This is a genomic window from Streptomyces sp. NPDC002580 (genome assembly GCF_042889485.1).
Taxonomy (GTDB): Bacteria; Actinomycetota; Actinomycetes; order Streptomycetales; family Streptomycetaceae; genus Streptomyces.
Window position 1 is genome coordinate 495,086 of sequence record NZ_JBIAQZ010000002.1, and the last position, 17,510, is coordinate 512,595.

Annotated in this window: 17 protein-coding genes and 1 riboswitch; of the genes, 11 read left to right on the forward strand and 6 right to left on the reverse strand. The window is 71.5% G+C overall.

All coding sequences use genetic code 11. From position 1 onward, the window contains the following. Positions 1 to 19 precede the first annotated feature (19 nt). Complete coding sequence (locus tag ACFYW7_RS08650) at positions 20 to 802, reverse strand: TetR/AcrR family transcriptional regulator (RefSeq protein WP_389499480.1); 783 nt, start codon at positions 800 to 802, stop codon at positions 20 to 22. 117 nt (positions 803 to 919) lie between these two features. Here ACFYW7_RS08650 and ACFYW7_RS08655 point away from each other — a divergent pair, with 117 nt between their 5' ends. The 4 genes from ACFYW7_RS08655 to ACFYW7_RS08670 all read left to right on the forward strand — a co-directional run bounded on the left by ACFYW7_RS08655 (position 920) and on the right by ACFYW7_RS08670 (position 5,138). Then, the gene (locus ACFYW7_RS08655; protein ID WP_389499483.1) at positions 920 to 2,413 is read left to right on the forward strand and encodes an APC family permease; all 1,494 of its coding nucleotides are present in this window, start codon (positions 920 to 922) and stop codon (positions 2,411 to 2,413) included. Between the two features lie 46 nt (positions 2,414 to 2,459). After that, positions 2,460 to 4,091: an amidohydrolase gene (locus ACFYW7_RS08660; RefSeq protein ID WP_389499486.1), complete on the forward strand. Its 1,632-nt coding sequence runs from the start codon at positions 2,460 to 2,462 to the stop codon at positions 4,089 to 4,091. A gap of 133 nt (positions 4,092 to 4,224) precedes the next feature. Then, complete coding sequence (locus ACFYW7_RS08665; protein WP_389499488.1) at positions 4,225 to 4,587, forward strand: DUF1304 domain-containing protein; 363 nt, start codon at positions 4,225 to 4,227, stop codon at positions 4,585 to 4,587. After that, positions 4,584 to 5,138 carry a TetR/AcrR family transcriptional regulator gene (locus ACFYW7_RS08670; protein WP_389499490.1) on the forward strand — a complete coding sequence of 185 codons (555 nt, stop codon included), beginning with the start codon at positions 4,584 to 4,586 and terminating at the stop codon, positions 5,136 to 5,138. The genes ACFYW7_RS08665 and ACFYW7_RS08670 overlap by 4 nt, the downstream gene beginning before the upstream one ends. 161 nt (positions 5,139 to 5,299) lie before the next feature. On the opposite strand, the gene ACFYW7_RS08675 is transcribed toward ACFYW7_RS08670, so the two are convergent. Continuing rightward, positions 5,300 to 6,151: a hypothetical protein gene (locus ACFYW7_RS08675; protein WP_389499492.1), complete on the reverse strand. Its 852-nt coding sequence runs from the start codon at positions 6,149 to 6,151 to the stop codon at positions 5,300 to 5,302. A gap of 87 nt (positions 6,152 to 6,238) precedes the next feature. Then, positions 6,239 to 7,186 (reverse strand): GlxA family transcriptional regulator, encoded by a 948-nt coding sequence (locus ACFYW7_RS08680; RefSeq protein ID WP_389499494.1) that lies wholly within the window; start codon positions 7,184 to 7,186, stop codon positions 6,239 to 6,241. A gap of 71 nt (positions 7,187 to 7,257) precedes the next feature. On the opposite strand from ACFYW7_RS08680, the gene ACFYW7_RS08685 reads away from it, so the two are divergent. Beyond that, complete coding sequence (locus ACFYW7_RS08685) at positions 7,258 to 8,208, forward strand: NADP-dependent oxidoreductase (RefSeq protein WP_389499496.1); 951 nt, start codon at positions 7,258 to 7,260, stop codon at positions 8,206 to 8,208. A 263-nt stretch (positions 8,209 to 8,471) separates the two neighbouring features. Further along, entirely contained in the window at positions 8,472 to 8,852 is a 381-nt protein-coding gene (locus ACFYW7_RS08690; RefSeq protein WP_389499498.1) for an anti-sigma factor antagonist, read from the forward strand. A 334-nt stretch (positions 8,853 to 9,186) separates the two neighbouring features. On the opposite strand, the gene tuf is transcribed toward ACFYW7_RS08690, so the two are convergent. After that, entirely contained in the window at positions 9,187 to 10,380 is a 1,194-nt protein-coding gene (tuf, locus tag ACFYW7_RS08695; RefSeq protein ID WP_389499500.1) for an elongation factor Tu, read from the reverse strand. 117 nt (positions 10,381 to 10,497) lie between these two features. Then, entirely contained in the window at positions 10,498 to 11,451 is a 954-nt protein-coding gene (locus tag ACFYW7_RS08700; RefSeq protein ID WP_389499502.1) for a ribose-phosphate diphosphokinase, read from the reverse strand. 516 nt (positions 11,452 to 11,967) lie between these two features. Here ACFYW7_RS08700 and ACFYW7_RS08705 point away from each other — a divergent pair. From ACFYW7_RS08705 to ACFYW7_RS08720, 4 genes are all read left to right on the forward strand, one after another. Further along, the gene (locus tag ACFYW7_RS08705; RefSeq protein ID WP_389499504.1) at positions 11,968 to 12,618 is read left to right on the forward strand and encodes a DUF4230 domain-containing protein; all 651 of its coding nucleotides are present in this window, start codon (positions 11,968 to 11,970) and stop codon (positions 12,616 to 12,618) included. Between the two features lie 134 nt (positions 12,619 to 12,752). Further along, complete coding sequence (locus tag ACFYW7_RS08710; protein ID WP_389499506.1) at positions 12,753 to 13,124, forward strand: cupin domain-containing protein; 372 nt, start codon at positions 12,753 to 12,755, stop codon at positions 13,122 to 13,124. Between the two features lie 357 nt (positions 13,125 to 13,481). Beyond that, positions 13,482 to 14,132 (forward strand): VanZ family protein, encoded by a 651-nt coding sequence (locus tag ACFYW7_RS08715; RefSeq protein ID WP_389499508.1) that lies wholly within the window; start codon positions 13,482 to 13,484, stop codon positions 14,130 to 14,132. A 138-nt stretch (positions 14,133 to 14,270) separates the two neighbouring features. Next, entirely contained in the window at positions 14,271 to 15,518 is a 1,248-nt protein-coding gene (locus ACFYW7_RS08720) for a ricin-type beta-trefoil lectin domain protein (RefSeq protein ID WP_389499510.1), read from the forward strand. A gap of 193 nt (positions 15,519 to 15,711) precedes the next feature. Here ACFYW7_RS08720 and ACFYW7_RS08725 read toward each other — a convergent pair whose 3' ends face one another. Beyond that, complete coding sequence (locus ACFYW7_RS08725) at positions 15,712 to 16,128, reverse strand: (2Fe-2S) ferredoxin domain-containing protein (protein ID WP_389499513.1); 417 nt, start codon at positions 16,126 to 16,128, stop codon at positions 15,712 to 15,714. 60 nt (positions 16,129 to 16,188) lie between these two features. After that, positions 16,189 to 16,312, reverse strand: a riboswitch (cobalamin riboswitch). A 348-nt stretch (positions 16,313 to 16,660) separates the two neighbouring features. Between ACFYW7_RS08725 and ACFYW7_RS08730 the strand changes: the two genes are divergently transcribed. Then, positions 16,661 to 17,359 carry a nucleotidyltransferase domain-containing protein gene (locus ACFYW7_RS08730; protein ID WP_389499515.1) on the forward strand — a complete coding sequence of 233 codons (699 nt, stop codon included), beginning with the start codon at positions 16,661 to 16,663 and terminating at the stop codon, positions 17,357 to 17,359. Positions 17,360 to 17,510: the final 151 nt, after the last annotated feature.

Here is a 17,510-nt window from a genome sequence, read left to right on the forward strand (position 1 = left end):
GTTGACGGTCGGGCGGGCCTCAGTGTGCCGGGCCGGGCGGGGCGGGGCTCCCGCCGCCTCCCCCGCCCGCCGTGTCGGCTCCCGCGCCCGCCGTGATCTCCGCGAGCCGGGCCGCCGCCGCGCTCAGCAGCATGTCGAGCGCCGTCGGATAGGCGCTGTGCCGCATGTCGGCCACGAGGTGGCGGGCGGTCGCCGCGATGTTCGGGTGGCTGTCCGCGGGCAGCCGGGCGTACGTCGCCCGCCACAGGCCGGCCTCCGCCTCGCGCGCGGCCGGGGGCAGGGCGACGCTCGCGGCGTCCAGGGCCGCGAACGCCAGCGACTGGTCGACGAACGCGTGGTAGACCCGCACCGCCTCGAGGTCGGGGAATCCGGCGCCGCGCAGCACGCCGATGATCTTCTCCACCGCCTCGATCTCGTGAACCCGTCCGGTCACCCGGTAGGCGCTGAGCACGGCGGCCTGCGGATGCGCGAGGGACCCGGCGTGCATGCGCAGGCCGAGGTCCCTGAGGTCGGCACGCCAGTCCCCGGTGGGGCGCCAGGTGCGCAGCGTCCGGCCGATGAGCTCGTCGGCGATCGCGAGCAGCAGGTCGTCGGTGTCGCGGAAGTAGCGGTACAGGGCGCTGGGGTCGGCGCCGAGGGCGAGGCCGAGGCGGCGGACGGTGAGCGCGTCGGCGCCGTGCTCCTTGAGCAGGCGCAGGGCGGTCTCGACGATCAGTTCCTCGGAGAGGACGACGCCGGTCTTGGTGGGGCGTCTGCGCCGCCGGGCGGCGGGCGCGACGACGCGGTCGTTCGTGGACGTCATGGGTCTCCCTCCGGTGCGGGCACCTTATGTCAACAGCGTTGACCTGTTAAGGCCCCGGGCAGTTTCATTTCCGCTCATCGGGCCGGACTCAGGCCCCGGGTGCGATCGGAGCAGGCCATGACGCAGAAGTCGTACGGTGTGGATCCCCCGTCCTTGCGCAGGACGCTCGGCGTCATGGACGGCGTCGCCATCGCCGCCTCCAGTACGGCGGCGACGACCAGCATCGGCATCGGTCTCGGGATCACCGCCGGGGTGGTCGGGCTGCATCTGCCCGCGATCATGCTGCTCGCGTTCCTGCCGATCCTCGGGATCGCGGGCGCCTTCACCCGGCTCAACCGGGTCGAGCCGAACGCGGGCAACGGCTATGTGTGGGTGGGCCGTTCGCTCAGCCCCTGGCTGGGGTTCCTGGTCGGCTGGGTGAGCATCGTGGCCACGGTGGCGTTCCTCGCGTACACGACGGCGGTGACCGGTTCGGCGATGATCCAGCTGGCGGGTGAGGCGGGTCTGCGCGAGGTGGCCGGTCCGAGGCTCGATCCGGGTTCGACCGCCCAGAGCACGGCCGTGGGCGTCCTGGTCCTCGTCGCCGTCACCCTGACCGCGGTGACCGGGGTCAGGACCGCCGCGCGGCTCCAGAGCGGGCTGCTGGTCTTCGAGTACGTCGTCCTGCTGGGCTTCTGCGGATACGGCATCGTCACCGGCCCGCACGCCTTCAGCCTGAGCTGGTTCGACCCCTTCCAGATCCCCTCGGCGACGGCTCTGGCACAGGGGCTGCTGCTGTCGGTGTTCTGTTACTGGGGCTTCGAGTCGGCGTTCACCGTGAACGAGGAGGTCCGTGATCCGCGGGACGCCTCACGGGCCGGGACGATCACCCTGGTGACCATGCTGGGGCTCTTCCTGCTCGGCTCCGTCGCCTTCCAACGCGTGCTCTCCGAGGACGAGTTGGCCGGGCACGGAGCCGAGGGGCTGGCCTTCCTCGGGAACCGGCTCGCCGACCGGCCGTTGGCCGCGCTGCCGCTGGTGGCGCTGATGTTCTCGGCGGTGGCCTCCCTCCAGGCCGGGGTGATCCCGACGGCGCGCGGGATGTTCGCGATGAGCCGGGACCGTACGCTCGGGCCCGTGTGGTCCAGGGTCAGCGCCCGGTACGGGACTCCGGCGACGGGCACACTGCTGATCGGCGCGATGGCCGCCGTCGTGGCCACGCTCTCCCTGGTGATCCCCCGGCTCGCCGACATGATCATGGCGACGGTCAACGCCGTAGGGATCGTCGTGGCGCTGTCGTACGCGCTCATCGCCCTCGCGGCGGCCGCCCGGTTCCGCGGGCTGCTCCGCGAGAACCGGTGGGAGGGGATACGCGCGGTCGTCCTCCCCGCGCTGAGCGCCGTGGCGCTGCTCGGCCTCGGCGGCTACCTCGTCTGGTCCTTCTGCTCCTCGACCGACCACTTCGAGGTGAGCGCGGACAACGGCTGGTTCCTGCTGCTGACGCCCACCCTGATGATCGTGTCCGGTTTCGCGGCCGGCGCGTACGCCAAGTGGGTCCGCGGATCCGCGTACTTCACCACGGGACGGGGAACCGACGCCGACGCGCCCCAGCTCCTGGCCGTCCCCGACTGAGCACGTCCGGACACCACGACCGAGAACACGACCAAGGAAACGGAACATGCACGCTGACCTTCTCTTCACCGGCGGTCCGGTGTTCACCCCCGAGGGCCGCGCCGCGACCGCGGTGGCCGTCACCGGCGAGCGGATCACCGCCGTCGGAGGCTCCGGGGTCCACGAACTGATCGGGCCGCGCACCGAGGTCGTCGACCTGGCCGGACGGCTCCTGCTGCCCGGGTTCCAGGACGCGCACGTCCACCCGGTCCCGGCGGGCCTGGAACTCGGCCAGTGCGATCTCACCGGCGCGAGGACCGCCGAGGACACCGTGGCCGCCGTGCGCGCGTACGCCGACGCGCACCCCGAGCGGGAGTGGATCACCGGGGGCGGCTGGTCCATGGAGGCCTTCGAGGGCGGTACGCCGACCAAGGAGCTGCTGGACGCGGTCGTCCCGGACCGGCCGGTGTACCTGCCCAACCGGGACCACCACGGCGCCTGGGTCAACAGCCGTGCCCTGCGCCTCGCGGGCGTCACCCGGGACACGCCCGACCCGGCGGACGGACGGTTCGAGCGGGACGCGTCCGGCGAGCCCACCGGCATGCTCCAGGAAGGGGCCATGCAGTCCGTCGGCCGGCTCACCCCGGCGGCCACCGCCGCCGACCGGCTCGCCGCGCTGCTGCACGCCCAGCGGCATCTGCACGCGCTCGGCATCACCGCCTGGCAGGACGCGATCGTCGGCACCTTCCTGGGAATGGAGGACCCCTCCGAGGCGTACATGACGGCGGCCCGGGACGGTTCACTGACCGCGCGGGTGGTCGGCGCCCTGTGGTGGGACAGGGCCCGGAGCGCCGAGCAGATCCCCGAACTCGTGGAGCGGCGGGCCGAGTTGCGGCACGGCAGGTTCCGGGCGACCAGCGTCAAGCTGATGCTGGACGGGGTGGCCGAGAACGGCACCGCCTCGCTGCTCGACCCCTATCTCGACAAGTGCGGCTGCGCCACGGCCAATCGGGGCAAGAGCTTCATCGATCCGGCCCGTCTGCCCGCGTACGTCACCGAGTTGGACGCGCTCGGGTTCCAGTGCCACTTCCACGCGCTGGGCGACGGTGCCGTGCGCCACGCGCTGGACGCGGTCGAGGCGGCGCGCGGCGCGAACGGGCCGAGCGACACCCGGCCGCATCTGGCGCATCTCCAGGTCGTGCATCCCGAGGACGTCCCCCGCTTCGCGCGGCTCGGCGCCACGGCGAACATCCAGCCGCTGTGGGCCGCCCACGAACCACAGATGGACGAGTTGACCATCCCGTTCCTCGGGCCCGAACGCGCCGCCCGGCAGTACCCGTTCGGATCACTGCTGCGCTCCGGCGCGCGACTGGCGGCGGGCAGCGACTGGCCGGTCAGCAGCCCCGACCCGCTCCAGGGCATCCACGTCGCGGTCAACCGGGTGAGTCCACAGGAGCCGGGGCCGGTCTTCCTGCCCGCCGAACGCGTCGGCCTGACGGCCGCGTTGACGGCGTACACCGCGGGAACGGCGTACGTGAACCACCTCGACGACACCGGGAGCGTGCGGGTGGGCGCCCTCGCGGATCTCGTGGTCCTGGACCGCGATCCCTTCGCGGGACCGCCGGAGGCGATCAAGGAGACCGGGGTCGCGCTCACCTACGTCGGAGGGGAGCGCGTGTACGCGGCGCCGGACGCCTGACCCGCCCGGGGCGGGGTGCCGGACGGCGCCCCGCCCTCGGTCCAGGGCACCTCGCCGTCATTTCCTGGGCACCCGTCCAGCTATAGTGGACACCTGTCCAAGAAACGACGACGCGCAACGGAGTCCGCAGACGATGGAGACGGTCGCGAACGTGCTGGTGGGCCTGGTGGCCGCGCTGCACGGGTACATCCTGGCGCTGGAGATGTTCCTGTGGGAGAAGAAGCCGGGGCGGGGGCTGCACGGATTCGACGCGGAGATGGCCCGGGCGACCGCGCCGCTCGCCGCCAACCAGGGTCTCTACAACGGCTTTCTGGCCGCGGGACTCGTCTGGGGGTTGATCGCGGCGGACCCGGTCGGCCACGCCGCGCAGGTCTTCTTCCTCTCCTGCGTCGTGATCGCGGGCGTGTACGGCTCGGTCACCGCGAACCGCCGCATCCTCTTCGCCCAGGCCCTGCCGGGCGCGCTCGCGCTGGCCGCCGTCCTCGCCGCCGGATGACGCCCGACGACCCGCGCGCCGCCCGGACCCGCGCGAAACTCCGGCAGGCGCTGCTGGAGGAGTGCGCCGGGCACCCGCTGGAGGAGATCGGCGTCGCCGCGCTGGTCCGGCGGGCCGGGGTCGGCCGGGCCACCTTCTACGTGCACTACGCCGACCTGGAGGCACTGGCGGTCGACGCGTGCGCCGATGTCGTACGGGAGGCCGTGGAGGCCCTGCACGCCTGGCGCGGACGACCCGACCCGGTGTCCGCGCCCCCCGCGCTGCACGCCTTCTTCACCGAGCTGGCCCCGCACGCCGGCCTCTACCGCGCGCTGCTCGGCCCGGGCGGCGGTGGCCCGCTGGGCCGGGTGCTCCACCGCGACCTGCGGGCCCGCAGCCTGGCCGAGCGCACCCTCGCCGGCGCGCCGGACGCCCCGCTCGTCGCCTCCGCCGTGGCCGCCACGTTCACCGGTGTCCTCGCGGACTGGCTGCACGGCCTGCTGGAGGGCACCCCGGAAGCCGTCGCGGACCAGGTCTGGCAACTGCTGGTCGCACTGCACCTGAGCCGCTGACCCTCCGGGTCGCACGGCCCCCGACGCCGCACACCGAAGGCCGCCCACATCTCTGACCGGGAGCCCGCCGACACCGCCCGTCGTGGAGCGCCGTGCCGGAGACCGCACCGGCACGGCGCCGTCCGAAAGCCGGAACGCCCGGCCGTGCGGCCAAAGTCGCCTCACCTGCACCCGAACAACGACCTCGCCGCGGGCCACGCCTCCACCCCGGCGGAGGTCCTGACGTACGCCGTGGACCTGTCCGGCGTCAGCCAGAGCCTCCAGTCGTGGTAGTGGTAGCCGGTGTCACGCGCGTCGGCGGGCATCCGGACGTCCGCGTCGTACGCGGCGGTGAGCAGGTCGGACGAGAAGATCCCGCGCGGATCGCGCACGTACATCCTGCCCTTCGGGCCCAACGACAGGACGTGCGCGCTCTGCCAGTCGCAGTGCTCGGCACCGGGGAAGCTGATCACCTCGGTGGTCGGAACACGAGAGCCGTCCCGGTCCGTCCAGATCTCGTCCCCCCGCGCCTCGGTGTAGCTCGCCGGGAACTCGGACAGGTCGCAGAAAGCACTGGTCTCCGGGCCCCAACCCGGGCGCCGCGGCTGGTCCTTGGCGACGACGACGGCGACCTTGGTCCGCCCTTCGACGTCGTACGAGAACAGGACGCGATCCCCTTCCCGGCGCTCGATCCGGTACCCCTGCCCGGGCAGGTCGGGCTGGTAGATGTCGAAGTACGCGTCCAGGCCCTCCTCGGGGGTCGAACCGCCGTCACGCCTGCTCCACGCGTCGCCCGCGGCGCCCCCGCGGATCTCTCCGTCGCACTCCACGGCCCGGCCGGCCGCGCCCGAGTCCTCCGCGTCGCCGTCGCCGTCGTCCGCGTGCTCCTCGTACGGCAGGTCCAGCGGCCCGGCGTACGGCCTCGGGGGCGGCGTACCCCCCACGACCAGGCCGCCGCGCTGATCCCCGCCGCACCCGGTCACCGCCACCGCCAGCCCGATCGACAGCACCGCGGCCACGATCCCCTTGCGCATCCCCGCCCCTTTCCCTCCGGCCCGTTCGCGCTCCTACGACGTACGGACGCGGCCGAACGTTCGGTGACCCGCGAGCGGCTCGGAGGGTCAGCGCGCGGCCTGGAACGTACGCCGGTAAGCCTGCGGGGAGACGCCGATCGTCGCGTGCAGATGCTGGCGCAGCGAGGCGCCGGTGGCGAAGCCGACCTCGCCCGCGATCCGGTCCACCGGGAGATCGCTGGCCTCCAGCAGATGGCGGGCCCGGGCGACCCGCTGCTGAATGAGCCAGCGGCCGGGGCTCAGGCCCACCTCGTCGTTGAAGCGGCGGGCGAAGGTGCGCAGGCTCATCCCCGCGTGGCCCGCGAGATCGGTCAGGGTCAGGGGGTCACCGAGACGGGTCAACGCCCAGTCGCGGGTGGCGGCGGTGCTCGCCGTCGAGGGTTCCGGCACGGGCTGTTCGATGTACTGGGCCTGGCCGCCCTCGCGCAGCGGCGGGACCACGCAGCGCCGGGCCACCTTGTTGGCGAGGTCGCTGCCGTGGTCCCGGCGGACGATGTGCAGACAGATGTCGATGCCGGAGGCGGCGCCGGCCGAGGTGAGGATGTCCCCGTCGTCGACGAACAGGACGTCGGGGTCCAGGTCGACCCGCGGGAAGCGGCGCCGGAACTCGTCCGCCACGTGCCAGTGCGTGGTCGCCCGGCGCCCGTCCAGCAGCCCGGCGGCGGCCAGCACGAAGGCGCCCGTGCAGATGGAGACGACGCGGGTGCCGGGGCGGATGAACGCGAGGGCGGCGGCTACCTCGTCGGAGTCGGCGGAGGGGATGGCCGCCGGGGTGACGGCCGCGATCACCACCGTGTCCGCCGTGGCCAGGGCCTCGGGACCGTGGTCGACGGTGACCGAGAAGTCCGCGTCCGTACGGACCGGTCCTCCGTCGACGGTGCAGGTCACCACCTCGTAGCGGCCGTCGGCCGCGCCGAGGATCCGGCTGGGCATGCCCAGCTCGAAGGGATAGACGCCGTCGAGCGCCAGGACCACGACCCGCTCCGCATGCTGCATGGCACGATTCTATCGAAGGTTGGCAATCGTGCCATTTTCCGAAAGGGCGTCCCCCGGCAGGCTTGTCCACCATGAGCACTGTGAACACCATGCGAGCCATCAGCCAGCACGCCCTCGGCGGACCCGAGGTCCTCGAGGAAGTGACCCTCGAACGACCCGCGCCGCGGCCCAACGAGATCCTGGTCCGGGTACGGGCCGCCGGGGTGAACCCGACCGACTGGAAGCACCGGGCGACCGGAGGGTTCCTCGGCGAGCCGCCCTTCATCCTCGGCTGGGACGTCTCCGGCGTGGTCGAGGCCACCGGGATCGGTGTCGCCGCCTTCGAGCCCGGCGACGAGGTCTTCGGCATGCTGTCCTACCCGTTCGGCCACGGCTCGCACGCCGAGTACGTGTCCGCGCCGGCCCGGGCCTTCACCCACAAGCCGTCGGTGATCGACCACATCCAGGCCGCCGCGCTCCCGCTGGTCTCCCTGACCGCGTGGCAGGCGCTGACCGAACGGGCCGACGTACGGCCCGGCCAGCGGGTGCTGATCCACGCCGCCGCGGGCGGGGTGGGCCACGTGGCCGTGCAGATCGCGAAGGCGCGCGGCGCGTACGTGATCGGCACCGCGAGCGCGGGCAAGCACGAGTACCTGCGGTCCATCGGTGTCGACGAGCCGATCGACTACACCGCCGTGGACTTCGCCGAGACCGTGCGCGACGTCGACGTCGTGCTGGACACGATCGGCGGCGAGACCGGAGTCCGCTCGCTGCGCGTGCTGCGCCCGGGTGGCGTGGCCGTCTCCATCCTGCCGGTGGGGTCCGACGAGTTCTACGACGAGGCGAAGCGGCTCGGGGTCCGGGCGGTGCGGATGCTCGTGGACGCGGACCGGACCGGAATGCGGGCGGTGGCGGACCTCGTCGAGAAGGGCGCGTTGCGCCCCACGATCGCCGGAACCTTCGCGCTGGCCGACGCCGCCGAGGCGCACGCGCTGGGCGACACCGGCCGGACCACGGGGAAGCTCGTGCTCGTGGTCGACTGACGGCCTTCCCAGGGGTCCGGTCGGCCCGCCCTCCCCGCGCACGCGAAGAGCCCAACTCGCCGCGCACAGCGAAGACATATGTCAATCGAACATGCTGGAATTCACTCCACCGAGGGTAACTTGCAGAGCGAGAAGCGCTTTTGCATCCATCGGTGCCACGGGACCGCGTCCAGGATCATCATGTGACGTGACGTCACCGGGCCCGGTGGGCCCTGACCCCGCTCTCGGGAACAGGCCGACTGCCGGTTGGAGGTGATGTCCGCGTGGCGAGCGACCCCGCTTCGCGCACCAGGCATCTGCGTGTCCACCATGACCACGGTCATGTGGTGCTGGAGTTGCGCGGGGAGATCGATCTGCTCGCGGCGGTCGAGATCACCTCGCTCCTGGACTCGGCCACCTCGGGCCCGGCACCGCAGGTCGTCATCGACCTGCGGTCCGTCGAGTTCTTCGACTGCTCGGGCCTGCGGCTGCTGTACCGGGCCAGACGCCGCGTCCTCGACCGCGGCGGCCGACTGCACCTGGTCTGCACGCATCCGCTGACGCTCCGCGTGCTCCAGGTGACCGGACTGGACCGCGTCCTGCCGCCCTCGGTCTCTCTGGAGGAGGCCCTGAACAGCCCCCGGACCACGTCGGACTCGCGCTAGACACCCGAACTCGGGGCCACGGCGCACCGGCCCCCTGGTTCGCGCCGGCGGTGCGTTCCGTCCCGGGCCGTCCCCGGCCCTGCCCCGCCGGCCGGGACAGGGCCGGGTCCGGTCCCGTCCGCTCCCGTCCTAGGTCCTGTCGTCACCTTCCCGTCGTCGCCCGGAGGGCGGCCCCGCGGCGTCGGGTGCGTGCTCCCGGCGTGCCGGGCGGAAGCCCTCGTACCGGACGCACTCGGGCTTTCGCCCGGTGCGGCAAGCGGGGGTGCCCCCTGCTCGCAGAGCTCGGGGGAGCGTGCCCGGCGTCGCGGGGCAGGCGGGAACGTGACGCCAGGGCCTAGTCCCGGATCTTCGTGACCTGCCCGGCGCCGACGGTCCTGCCGCCCTCGCGGATGGCGAACTTCAGCCCTTCCTCCATCGCGATCGGCTGGATCAACTGCACCTCCATGGTGGTGTTGTCGCCCGGCATGACCATCTCCGTCCCCCTGGGCAGGGTCACGACCCCGGTCACGTCCGTCGTGCGGAAGTAGAACTGCGGGCGGTAGTTGTCGAAGAACGGGGTGTGCCGGCCCCCCTCGTCCTTGGAGAGGATGTAGGCACGCGCCTCGAACCGGGTGTGCGGGGTGACCGAACCCGGCTTGATGACGACCTGCCCCCGCTCCACGTCCTCACGCTTCACCCCCCGCAGCAGCAGTCCGACGTTCTCCCCCGCCCGGCCCTCGTCGAGGAGCTTGCGGAACATCTCGACGCCGGTCACGGTGGTCCGCGTCTTCTGCTCGTGGATGCCGATGATCTCGACCTCGCTGTTCACCTTGAGCACCCCGCGCTCGATCCGGCCGGTGACGACCGTGCCCCGCCCGGTGATGGTGAAGACGTCCTCGATCGGCAGCAGGAACGGCCGGTCCACGTCGCGTACCGGCTCCGGCACGAACGCGTCGACGGCCGCGAGGAGTTCGAGGACGGAGGCGCTCCATTCCGGGTCGCCCTCCAGCGCCTTCAGCGCGGAGACCCGCACGACCGGAACGTCGTCGCCCGGGAACTCGTACTCGCTGAGCAGTTCGCGCACCTCGAGCTCGACGAGTTCGAGGATCTCCTCGTCGTCCACCATGTCCGTCTTGTTGAGCGCGACCACGATGTACGGGACACCGACCTGCCGGGCCAGCAGGACGTGCTCCTTGGTCTGCGGCATCGGACCGTCGGTCGCCGCGACCACGAGGACCGCGCCGTCCATCTGCGCGGCGCCCGTGATCATGTTCTTGATGTAGTCCGCGTGCCCCGGGCAGTCCACGTGCGCGTAGTGCCGGTGTTCCGTCTGGTACTCGACATGGGCGATGGAGATCGTGATGCCGCGCTGCCGCTCCTCGGGCGCCTTGTCGATCTGGTCGAACGGCGTGTAGGGGTTCAGCGTGGGGAACCGGTCGTGCAGCACCTTGGTGATGGCCGCCGTCAGGGTCGTCTTGCCATGATCGATGTGCCCGATGGTGCCGATGTTCACATGCGGCTTGGTCCGCTCGAATTTCGCCTTGGCCACTGCGAGCCCTCCTGATCACCTGGGTGACGCCGAGCATTGCTCCGCGGCTTCCCGGGCCGGGCACGGCAGCCGCTCCGGGGACGGAGCGGACGGGAGGGAAGTTCCGCTCCCTCCTGTCTATTGGTTCCGGGGCGCGTCGAACAGTGCGCTGACGGACTCACCGTTGTGAATGCGCCGCACCGCCTCGGCGAGCGCCGGGGCGATGGACAGGACGCTCAGCTTCTCCGTGTGCTCCTCGGCCGGGATCGGCACGGTGTTGGTGCACACGATCTCCAGCACGTCGCTCTGCTCGCTGAGCCGCTTGAGCGCGCCCGCCGCGAACAGCCCGTGGGTACAGGCGACCCGGATCGACCGGGGCCCCAACTCGCGCAGTCGGTCAAGGAGTTCCAGGACCGTACTGCCCTTGGCGATCTCGTCGTCCAGCACGATGACATCGCGGCCGGCGATCTCACCGATGACGGAGCTGATGCTCACCCGGTCGTCGGCGAACCGCTGCTTGGCACCGGCGGCCACCTGGGCCCCTATCAGCCGGGCGAAGGCGGCGGCCTCCTTGGCGTTGCCGAGGTCCGGCGAGACGACCGTCGTCCGCGAGAGGTCGTTGCCCCGGAAGTGCACGGCCAGTTCCCGGAGCGCGTGCAGATGGTCGACCGGGACCGAGAAGAAGCCGTGCACCTGCGGGGAGTGCAGCGTCATCGCGAGGACGCGGCTCGCACCGGCCGCCACGAGCAGGTCCGCCACGAGCCGCCCACCCATGGAGATCCGCGGCATGTCCTTTTTGTCCGAACGCGCATACGAATAATGGGGCATGACCACGGTGATCCGCCCGGCGGAGGCACCGCGCGCCGCGTCGCACATCATCAGCAGCTCGACCAGGTGCTCCTGCACCGGGGTGACCAGCGGCTGGACCAGGAAGACGTCACGCTCACGGCAGTTGGCCTGGAGCTGGACCTCCAGGCAGTCGTTGGCGAACCGGCTGACCCGGGTCGGGCTGAGGGGCACGCCGAGATGGGCGCAGAGCTCGGCCGCCAGCTCGGGATGGGCACTACCGCTGAACACGGCGATGTCACGCACGACCGCTCCTCGCATGATCGAACCGGGCTGCGTCGCCGGATGGCAAGATCGGCCCGGAGTGCGTACCTCATGCTACTGGGCACTCTCCAGGCCTTCGACCGGGGGAAATCCGGTCACGGAGCCCCGCCCTCGTCACGCCAGGACAGCCCGGACGGTGCCCCCTCACGGCCGGTGTCCCCTCACGGGGGGGGGCGCCCTTGGAGCGCTGGAGAACGGGACGCGCCGACCCGGCCGAACGCCCCGGGGCGGGCGGGGGAACCCCGGCGAGCCCGCCCCGGGGCGTTCGGCCGAACCGGTACGGGTGGACAAAGAAGTCCCCGGCCGGCTTTCGCCGCGCCTGCGGTGGCGCTCGGGCGACCCAGCGGTGTCGTCGAACACGCACGGTCACCCGGGGACGGGACCGCGAGCCGGCTTCGGGCCGGGCTTCGGCAGGCACCGCCGGGCACGGCCGTTCGACCGGCAAGCCTGTAGGGCGAGTTGGCGGGTATCCGGACGGTTGAAAGGAGGACCGTCGACATGACGACGTCCATCAAGCGCATGCCCGGTTGGGCGAAGGTGGTCTGCGCCTTCGTGCTGGTGCTCGTGGTGCTCTTCGCCGGGCTGCGGCTGGCCGTTCTGCCGGGGCTGCGCGATGTGTTCGGCACCGAGACGCACGACAGGTCCGGCCCCACGCTCCTCAAGTCGATCCAGGACATGAGCCGTTACGACGCCGCGACGGGCAACTTCCAGGTGGTCGTGGATCTGGAGAAGGACGCGAAGTACCTGCCCGACGCCATCCGCGGCACTCGCACGCTGTACGTGGGAGCCGGCACGGTCGACGCCTATGTCGATCTCGGGCACCTCGACCAGAAGGACGTCACGGTCAACGACGACCGTACGTCGGCCACGCTCCACCTGCCGCACGCGGCACTGGGCAAACCGGCCCTCGACCCCGACCACTCGTACGCCGTCTCCAAGCAGCGCGGTCTGCTCGACCGCATCGGCGACATCTTCTCGGGCAACCCGAACGACGAACGAGCGGTGCAGCGACTGGCGGCCAGGCACATCGGCGACGCGGCGAAGGACAGCGAGCTCACCTCGCGGGCCGAGGAGAACACCACCGGCATGCTCCAGGGCCTGCTGCGGTCACTCGGCTTCAAGGAGGTGACGGTCACCTACGACACCTGATCCCGGACGACGTGACGGCACCGGAGGCGGTGACCCGGTCACACCCGGTGCCGGCCGCCCTCACGGGACCGGCACCGGATGGCAGGGGCCTCCCGGCGGGCAGACCATGGGAGGGGGCAACGAAAGGAGCCGTCATGCTGGAGATCAAGACGGTGGACAAGCCCGACGAGCGACGCGACTTCCCGCGCGGCCACCTCGAAGCGCTCCACCTCAGCGGGCTCGACTTCGCCGTGGGCACCTTCGAACCGGGCTGGCGCTGGTCCGAGTCCGTGGGTCCGATCGCCGGAACGAAGAGCTGCGAGGTCCACCACAACGGCTATGTCGTCCAGGGACGCATGCACCTCGCCATGGACGACGGCGGCGAGGGCGAGGTGGGCCCCGGCGACGTCTTCGTCTGCCCGCCCGGACACGACGCCTGGGTCGTGGGCGACGAACAGGTGATCGTGTACGACTTCGCGGGAGGCATGGCCACCGACTACGCCAAGGCGGGCGGCGACGGCGCCTAGGGAACCCGCACGACGCGTCCGGACCCGTACGCGGCCACCCGGCGCGAGCACCGACACCCTCGCCGGACGCGGACTCGGCCGGGGTGCGGAGGAACGGTGCGCCGGCGCGGGGCGTAGGTCCGGTGGGTGCCGCACCGGATGTAAGCGCGGTGGGCGCGCGCGGGACGTAAGCGCGGTGGGTGCCGCACGGTGTGGTCGCGCGGTGGGTGCCGCGCGTTGCCGCACGGTGGGCCCGCTCGGGTGCGCTCGGCACATCCGTGGCCGTAAAGCCCTCCCGTTCACCCTCCCCCGGGCATCCTCGGCCCCATCGGGGGTATGGGGGCTCCACCAGAGAGCAGTTGAAAAGGGGAGGGTCTCATGGTCCGCACCGCTCCGCGCACGCGTGCCGCGAAGGCAGGACGCCGGAAACCGGCACCGAAGTCAGGACCGGACAGCGGGAAGCCGGCGTCGAAGTCGGACCGGGGCAAGGCGGCCACGGCGTCCGACCGGGGGAAGGGGGAGAAGTCACGGTGGCTCCTCGGCCGCCGGACACCAACGCCGGAGACCCGCACGCCGGCCCTGCCGCTACGGCTTCTGGCCATGCTGTTCGCCTTCGCCGCCATGGTGGCCTTCGCGGTCGCGCTGGCCAGGCTGACGCTGGAGCCCTCACCGGCGTCGGCGGCGCTGATCCACGACAATCTTCACCCCGGACGCTCCCTGCGGGCCTATCTCGACCAGCCGGAACTGCGCGACGCCGTCAAGCAGATCGGCGGCAACCTCCTGCTCGGCGTGCCGTTCGGCGTGCTGCTGCCCGTGGTGGCCCCGAAGATCCGCGGAATCCTGCGGGTGCTCGCGCTCACCGCGGTGGTCATGCTCCTGGTCGAGCTGGTCCAGGGAGCCCTCATCACCGGGCGTTCCTTCGACATCGACGACGTCATCCTCAACACGACCGGGGCGCTGGTGGGTTACCTGCTCCTGGGGCGCCGGTTCGGCAGGGTGGTGCACCCGAGGAAGCGGCTTCGCGCCTGAGGCTCCGCCTCAACTATTGGTCCGGACCAGAGTATTGACACCCCGTTACCTCACTTCTTAAATCAAGAGGCGAAGCATGCACCCCCCACCTCAGTCGGCACGCCCGCCCCCACGGGCCGCCGTACGGAAATGAGAGTCATGGACTCCCCACGCCTGCTCCGGAAATGCCTCTTCGCCGCACTGTCCGCCGTGCTCGTCGCCTCCGCCTCCGCCGTCGTCGCCCCAGCCCACGCGGCTCCGGCGGCGGCCGCGGCGGCCGTGACGTTCCAGGACACCTTCGACGGCCCCGCCGGTTCGGCCGTCGACTCCTCCAAGTGGCAGACAGAGACCGGCGACAACGTCAACAACCACGAACGGCAGTACTACACGTCGGGGAACAAGAACGCCGCGCTGGACGGCCAGGGCCACCTGGTCATCACGGCCCGCAAGGAGAATCCGGCCAACTATCAGTGCTGGTACGGCACCTGCCAGTACACGTCGGCCCGGCTGAACACCTCCGGAAAGTTCACGACGACGTACGGCCATGTCGAGGCCCGGATGAAGATCCCGCGCGGACAGGGCATGTGGCCGGCGTTCTGGATGCTCGGCGGCGACATCGGCCAGGTCGGCTGGCCCAACTCCGGCGAGATCGACGTCATGGAGAACGTCGGCTTCGAACCGTCCGCCGTCCACGGCACGATCCACGGTCCGGGATACTCCGGCGCCGCCGGGATCGGCGCCGGGTACACGCTGCCGAACGGCCAGGTCTTCGCGGACGCGTTCCACACCTTCGCGGTCGACTGGGCGCCGAACTCGATCACCTGGTCGGTGGACGGCACGGTCTACCAGCGGCGTACGCCCGCCGATCTGGGCGGCAACACCTGGGTGTTCAACAAGCCCTTCTTCCTGATCCTGAACCTCGCGGTCGGCGGGTACTGGCCCGGCGACCCCGACGGCTCCACCTCCTTCCCGCAACAACTCGTCGTCGACGAGGTGAAGGTGACGACGAGCGACGGTTCGACCGGCACCGCCGGGCCGATCAAGGGCCTCGCGGGCAAGTGCGTGGACGTGGCCGCCGCCAACTCCGCCAACGGAACGCCCGTACAGCTCTACGACTGCAACGGGACCAACGCCCAGCAGTGGACGGTCTCCTCCGACGGCACGATCCGCGCGCTCGGCAAGTGCCTGGACGTCACCGGCAACGCCACGGCGGACGGCACGCCGGTCCAGCTGTGGGACTGCAACGGGACCACCGCCCAGCGGTGGACGGTCACCGCGGCTCACGACATCGTGAGCCCGCAGGCCGACAAGTGTCTCGACGTCACCGGCAACAACTCGGCCAACGGCACGCGCCTGCAGATCTGGACGTGTTCCGGCGGAGCCAACCAGAAGTGGACGGTGGGCTGAGACGACGCGGTTCCGCCCCGCGGACCCACGCAAAGCGGCACCGGCATCCCCGGTGCTCCGTCGGCCCTGGCCGACGGAGCACCGGGGATCTCGCTCCCGGGTCACTGATCCGGGGCGGACCCGAGGCTCCCTCCCGGACACCCACCGTCCCGCGCCACGGACTGTCGCGTCGACCCCGGGGACGGGGAGCGGCTCAGGAGTCCGCGCCGCGCCGTGGCGGCGTGAAGGTGTACAGGTCGAGGATCTCCGGCGGGGGTGCCACACCCGGGCCGCCGGCACGTGCCCAGGCGACGACGTCCTCGACCGCGTCGGGGTCGTTGACCAGCCCGAGCCAGACCGGTCGGCCGCCCGCACGCCGGCCCGCGGCGGAGGGCTGTACGACCATGACGTTGGCCTGGTCGCAGACATCGAGGCAGCCGGAGACGCGCACGGGAACCTCCTCCCGGAGCCGGGCGGTCTGAGCCGCGTGATCGACCCCGGGCACCTTGGCGCTGCCGCAGCAACAGTCCCGGCACACGACGACCCGGCACGGCGCCGGACCCGCTCGCTCCACGCTCGCCCCGACAGCCGTTTCACCGGCGGACCGTTCTTCCGTCGCCCACTCGGGCATGGCGCACCGCTCCCCTCCCGGGGAGATCCGCCCCGGTGTCCGTGAAGGAGGCGACCGCGTGAGTCTCCTGGCTCTCGGGTCGTCGCTCGTTCCGCCTTCCCGCCCCTTGTCGGAGCAGTGGCCTGCGGGAACTCGCTCACCGATCACAGTGGCGGGACCGCGCCGGATTCACACCGGCTTCCTCGGACCGCCGTCGCCCTGTCGCCGGTCATCATCCCATTCCGACGGTGTCTCCCGGCATCGGGGAGACGTGGGGGGGGCAGGCTCCTCCGACCGCCCGCGCCGAGGAATCCTCCTCGCACGCTACGAGAAGAACGCCACCTCCGCGTTCAACGCGGCAGCCTGAGAAGGCAGTTGGGAGCACTCTGCTCCGATTCCCTGTCCCCCGAGCGCTTGTTGGCGGGTTTCGGCATCACTCGGTGTCGCTCGGTGTTCGTAGAGGGCAGAGAGGTCGATGAGAAGCGGGAGCACCCGCCGTGGTGCGGTGCTCCCGCGCCTCTGAGGAGCCGGCGTCGGCACGTACACTGCGATCATGAGTGACCCCGTGCTCACCGCCCGCGCATTGCTGCGGGACCGATTTCCCGCCGCCCGGGCGGCCTTTCTCGCCGGCAGCGTGCTGACCGACCGCCGGACGCCCACATCCGATCTGGACATCGTGGTCCTTTTGGATGGGCCGCCCGCCCCCAACCGGGAGAGCCTGGTGTATCGCGGGTGGCCGGTGGAGCTGTTCGTGCAAACGGAGGCCGCCTGGCACGGCTTCGCCGACCAGGAGACCGCGAAGCGGAGGTCGCCACTGCTCGCCATGTGCGCTGACGGCATGCTCCTGGTGGACAGAGACGGACTGGGTGCTTCGCTACAGGACGAGGCACGAAGGCGTTGCGCCGCGGGCCCGCCGCCGCTCTCGGAGCCTGAGCATGACTACCAGCGGTACCTCCTGACCGACTTGCTCGATGACCTGCGTGGCTGCGCGGACCCCGCGGAGCGGGTGTACTTGGTCTCGCACATGCTGCAGCGCGCATCGGAGCTGGTCCTCCTGGTCGGCGGTCACTGGCTCGGTGAAGGCAAGTGGCTGTCGCGACGGCTGGCGGAAGCCGACCCCGGGGTGCACCGCGCGTTGTCCGAAGCTGCCGCGCAGGCGGTCGCAGGGGATGCGCAGGCCTTCGCCGCAGTCGTGACGGAGGTGCTGGACATGGCCGGCGGCCCGCTCTGGGACGGGTATGCCATCCGATAGTCCGGTGGATGGATCTGTTCTTCTCCGCAACAGCGTTTGTCGATGGGTTTCAGCAGCGTTCGGTGATCGGCCCGCTCGTGCTTGTCCACGAGGAACAGCAGCACCGCGGCGCGAGGGTGCGTCGCTGTCAGGCCAGGACGACGCACCCCGG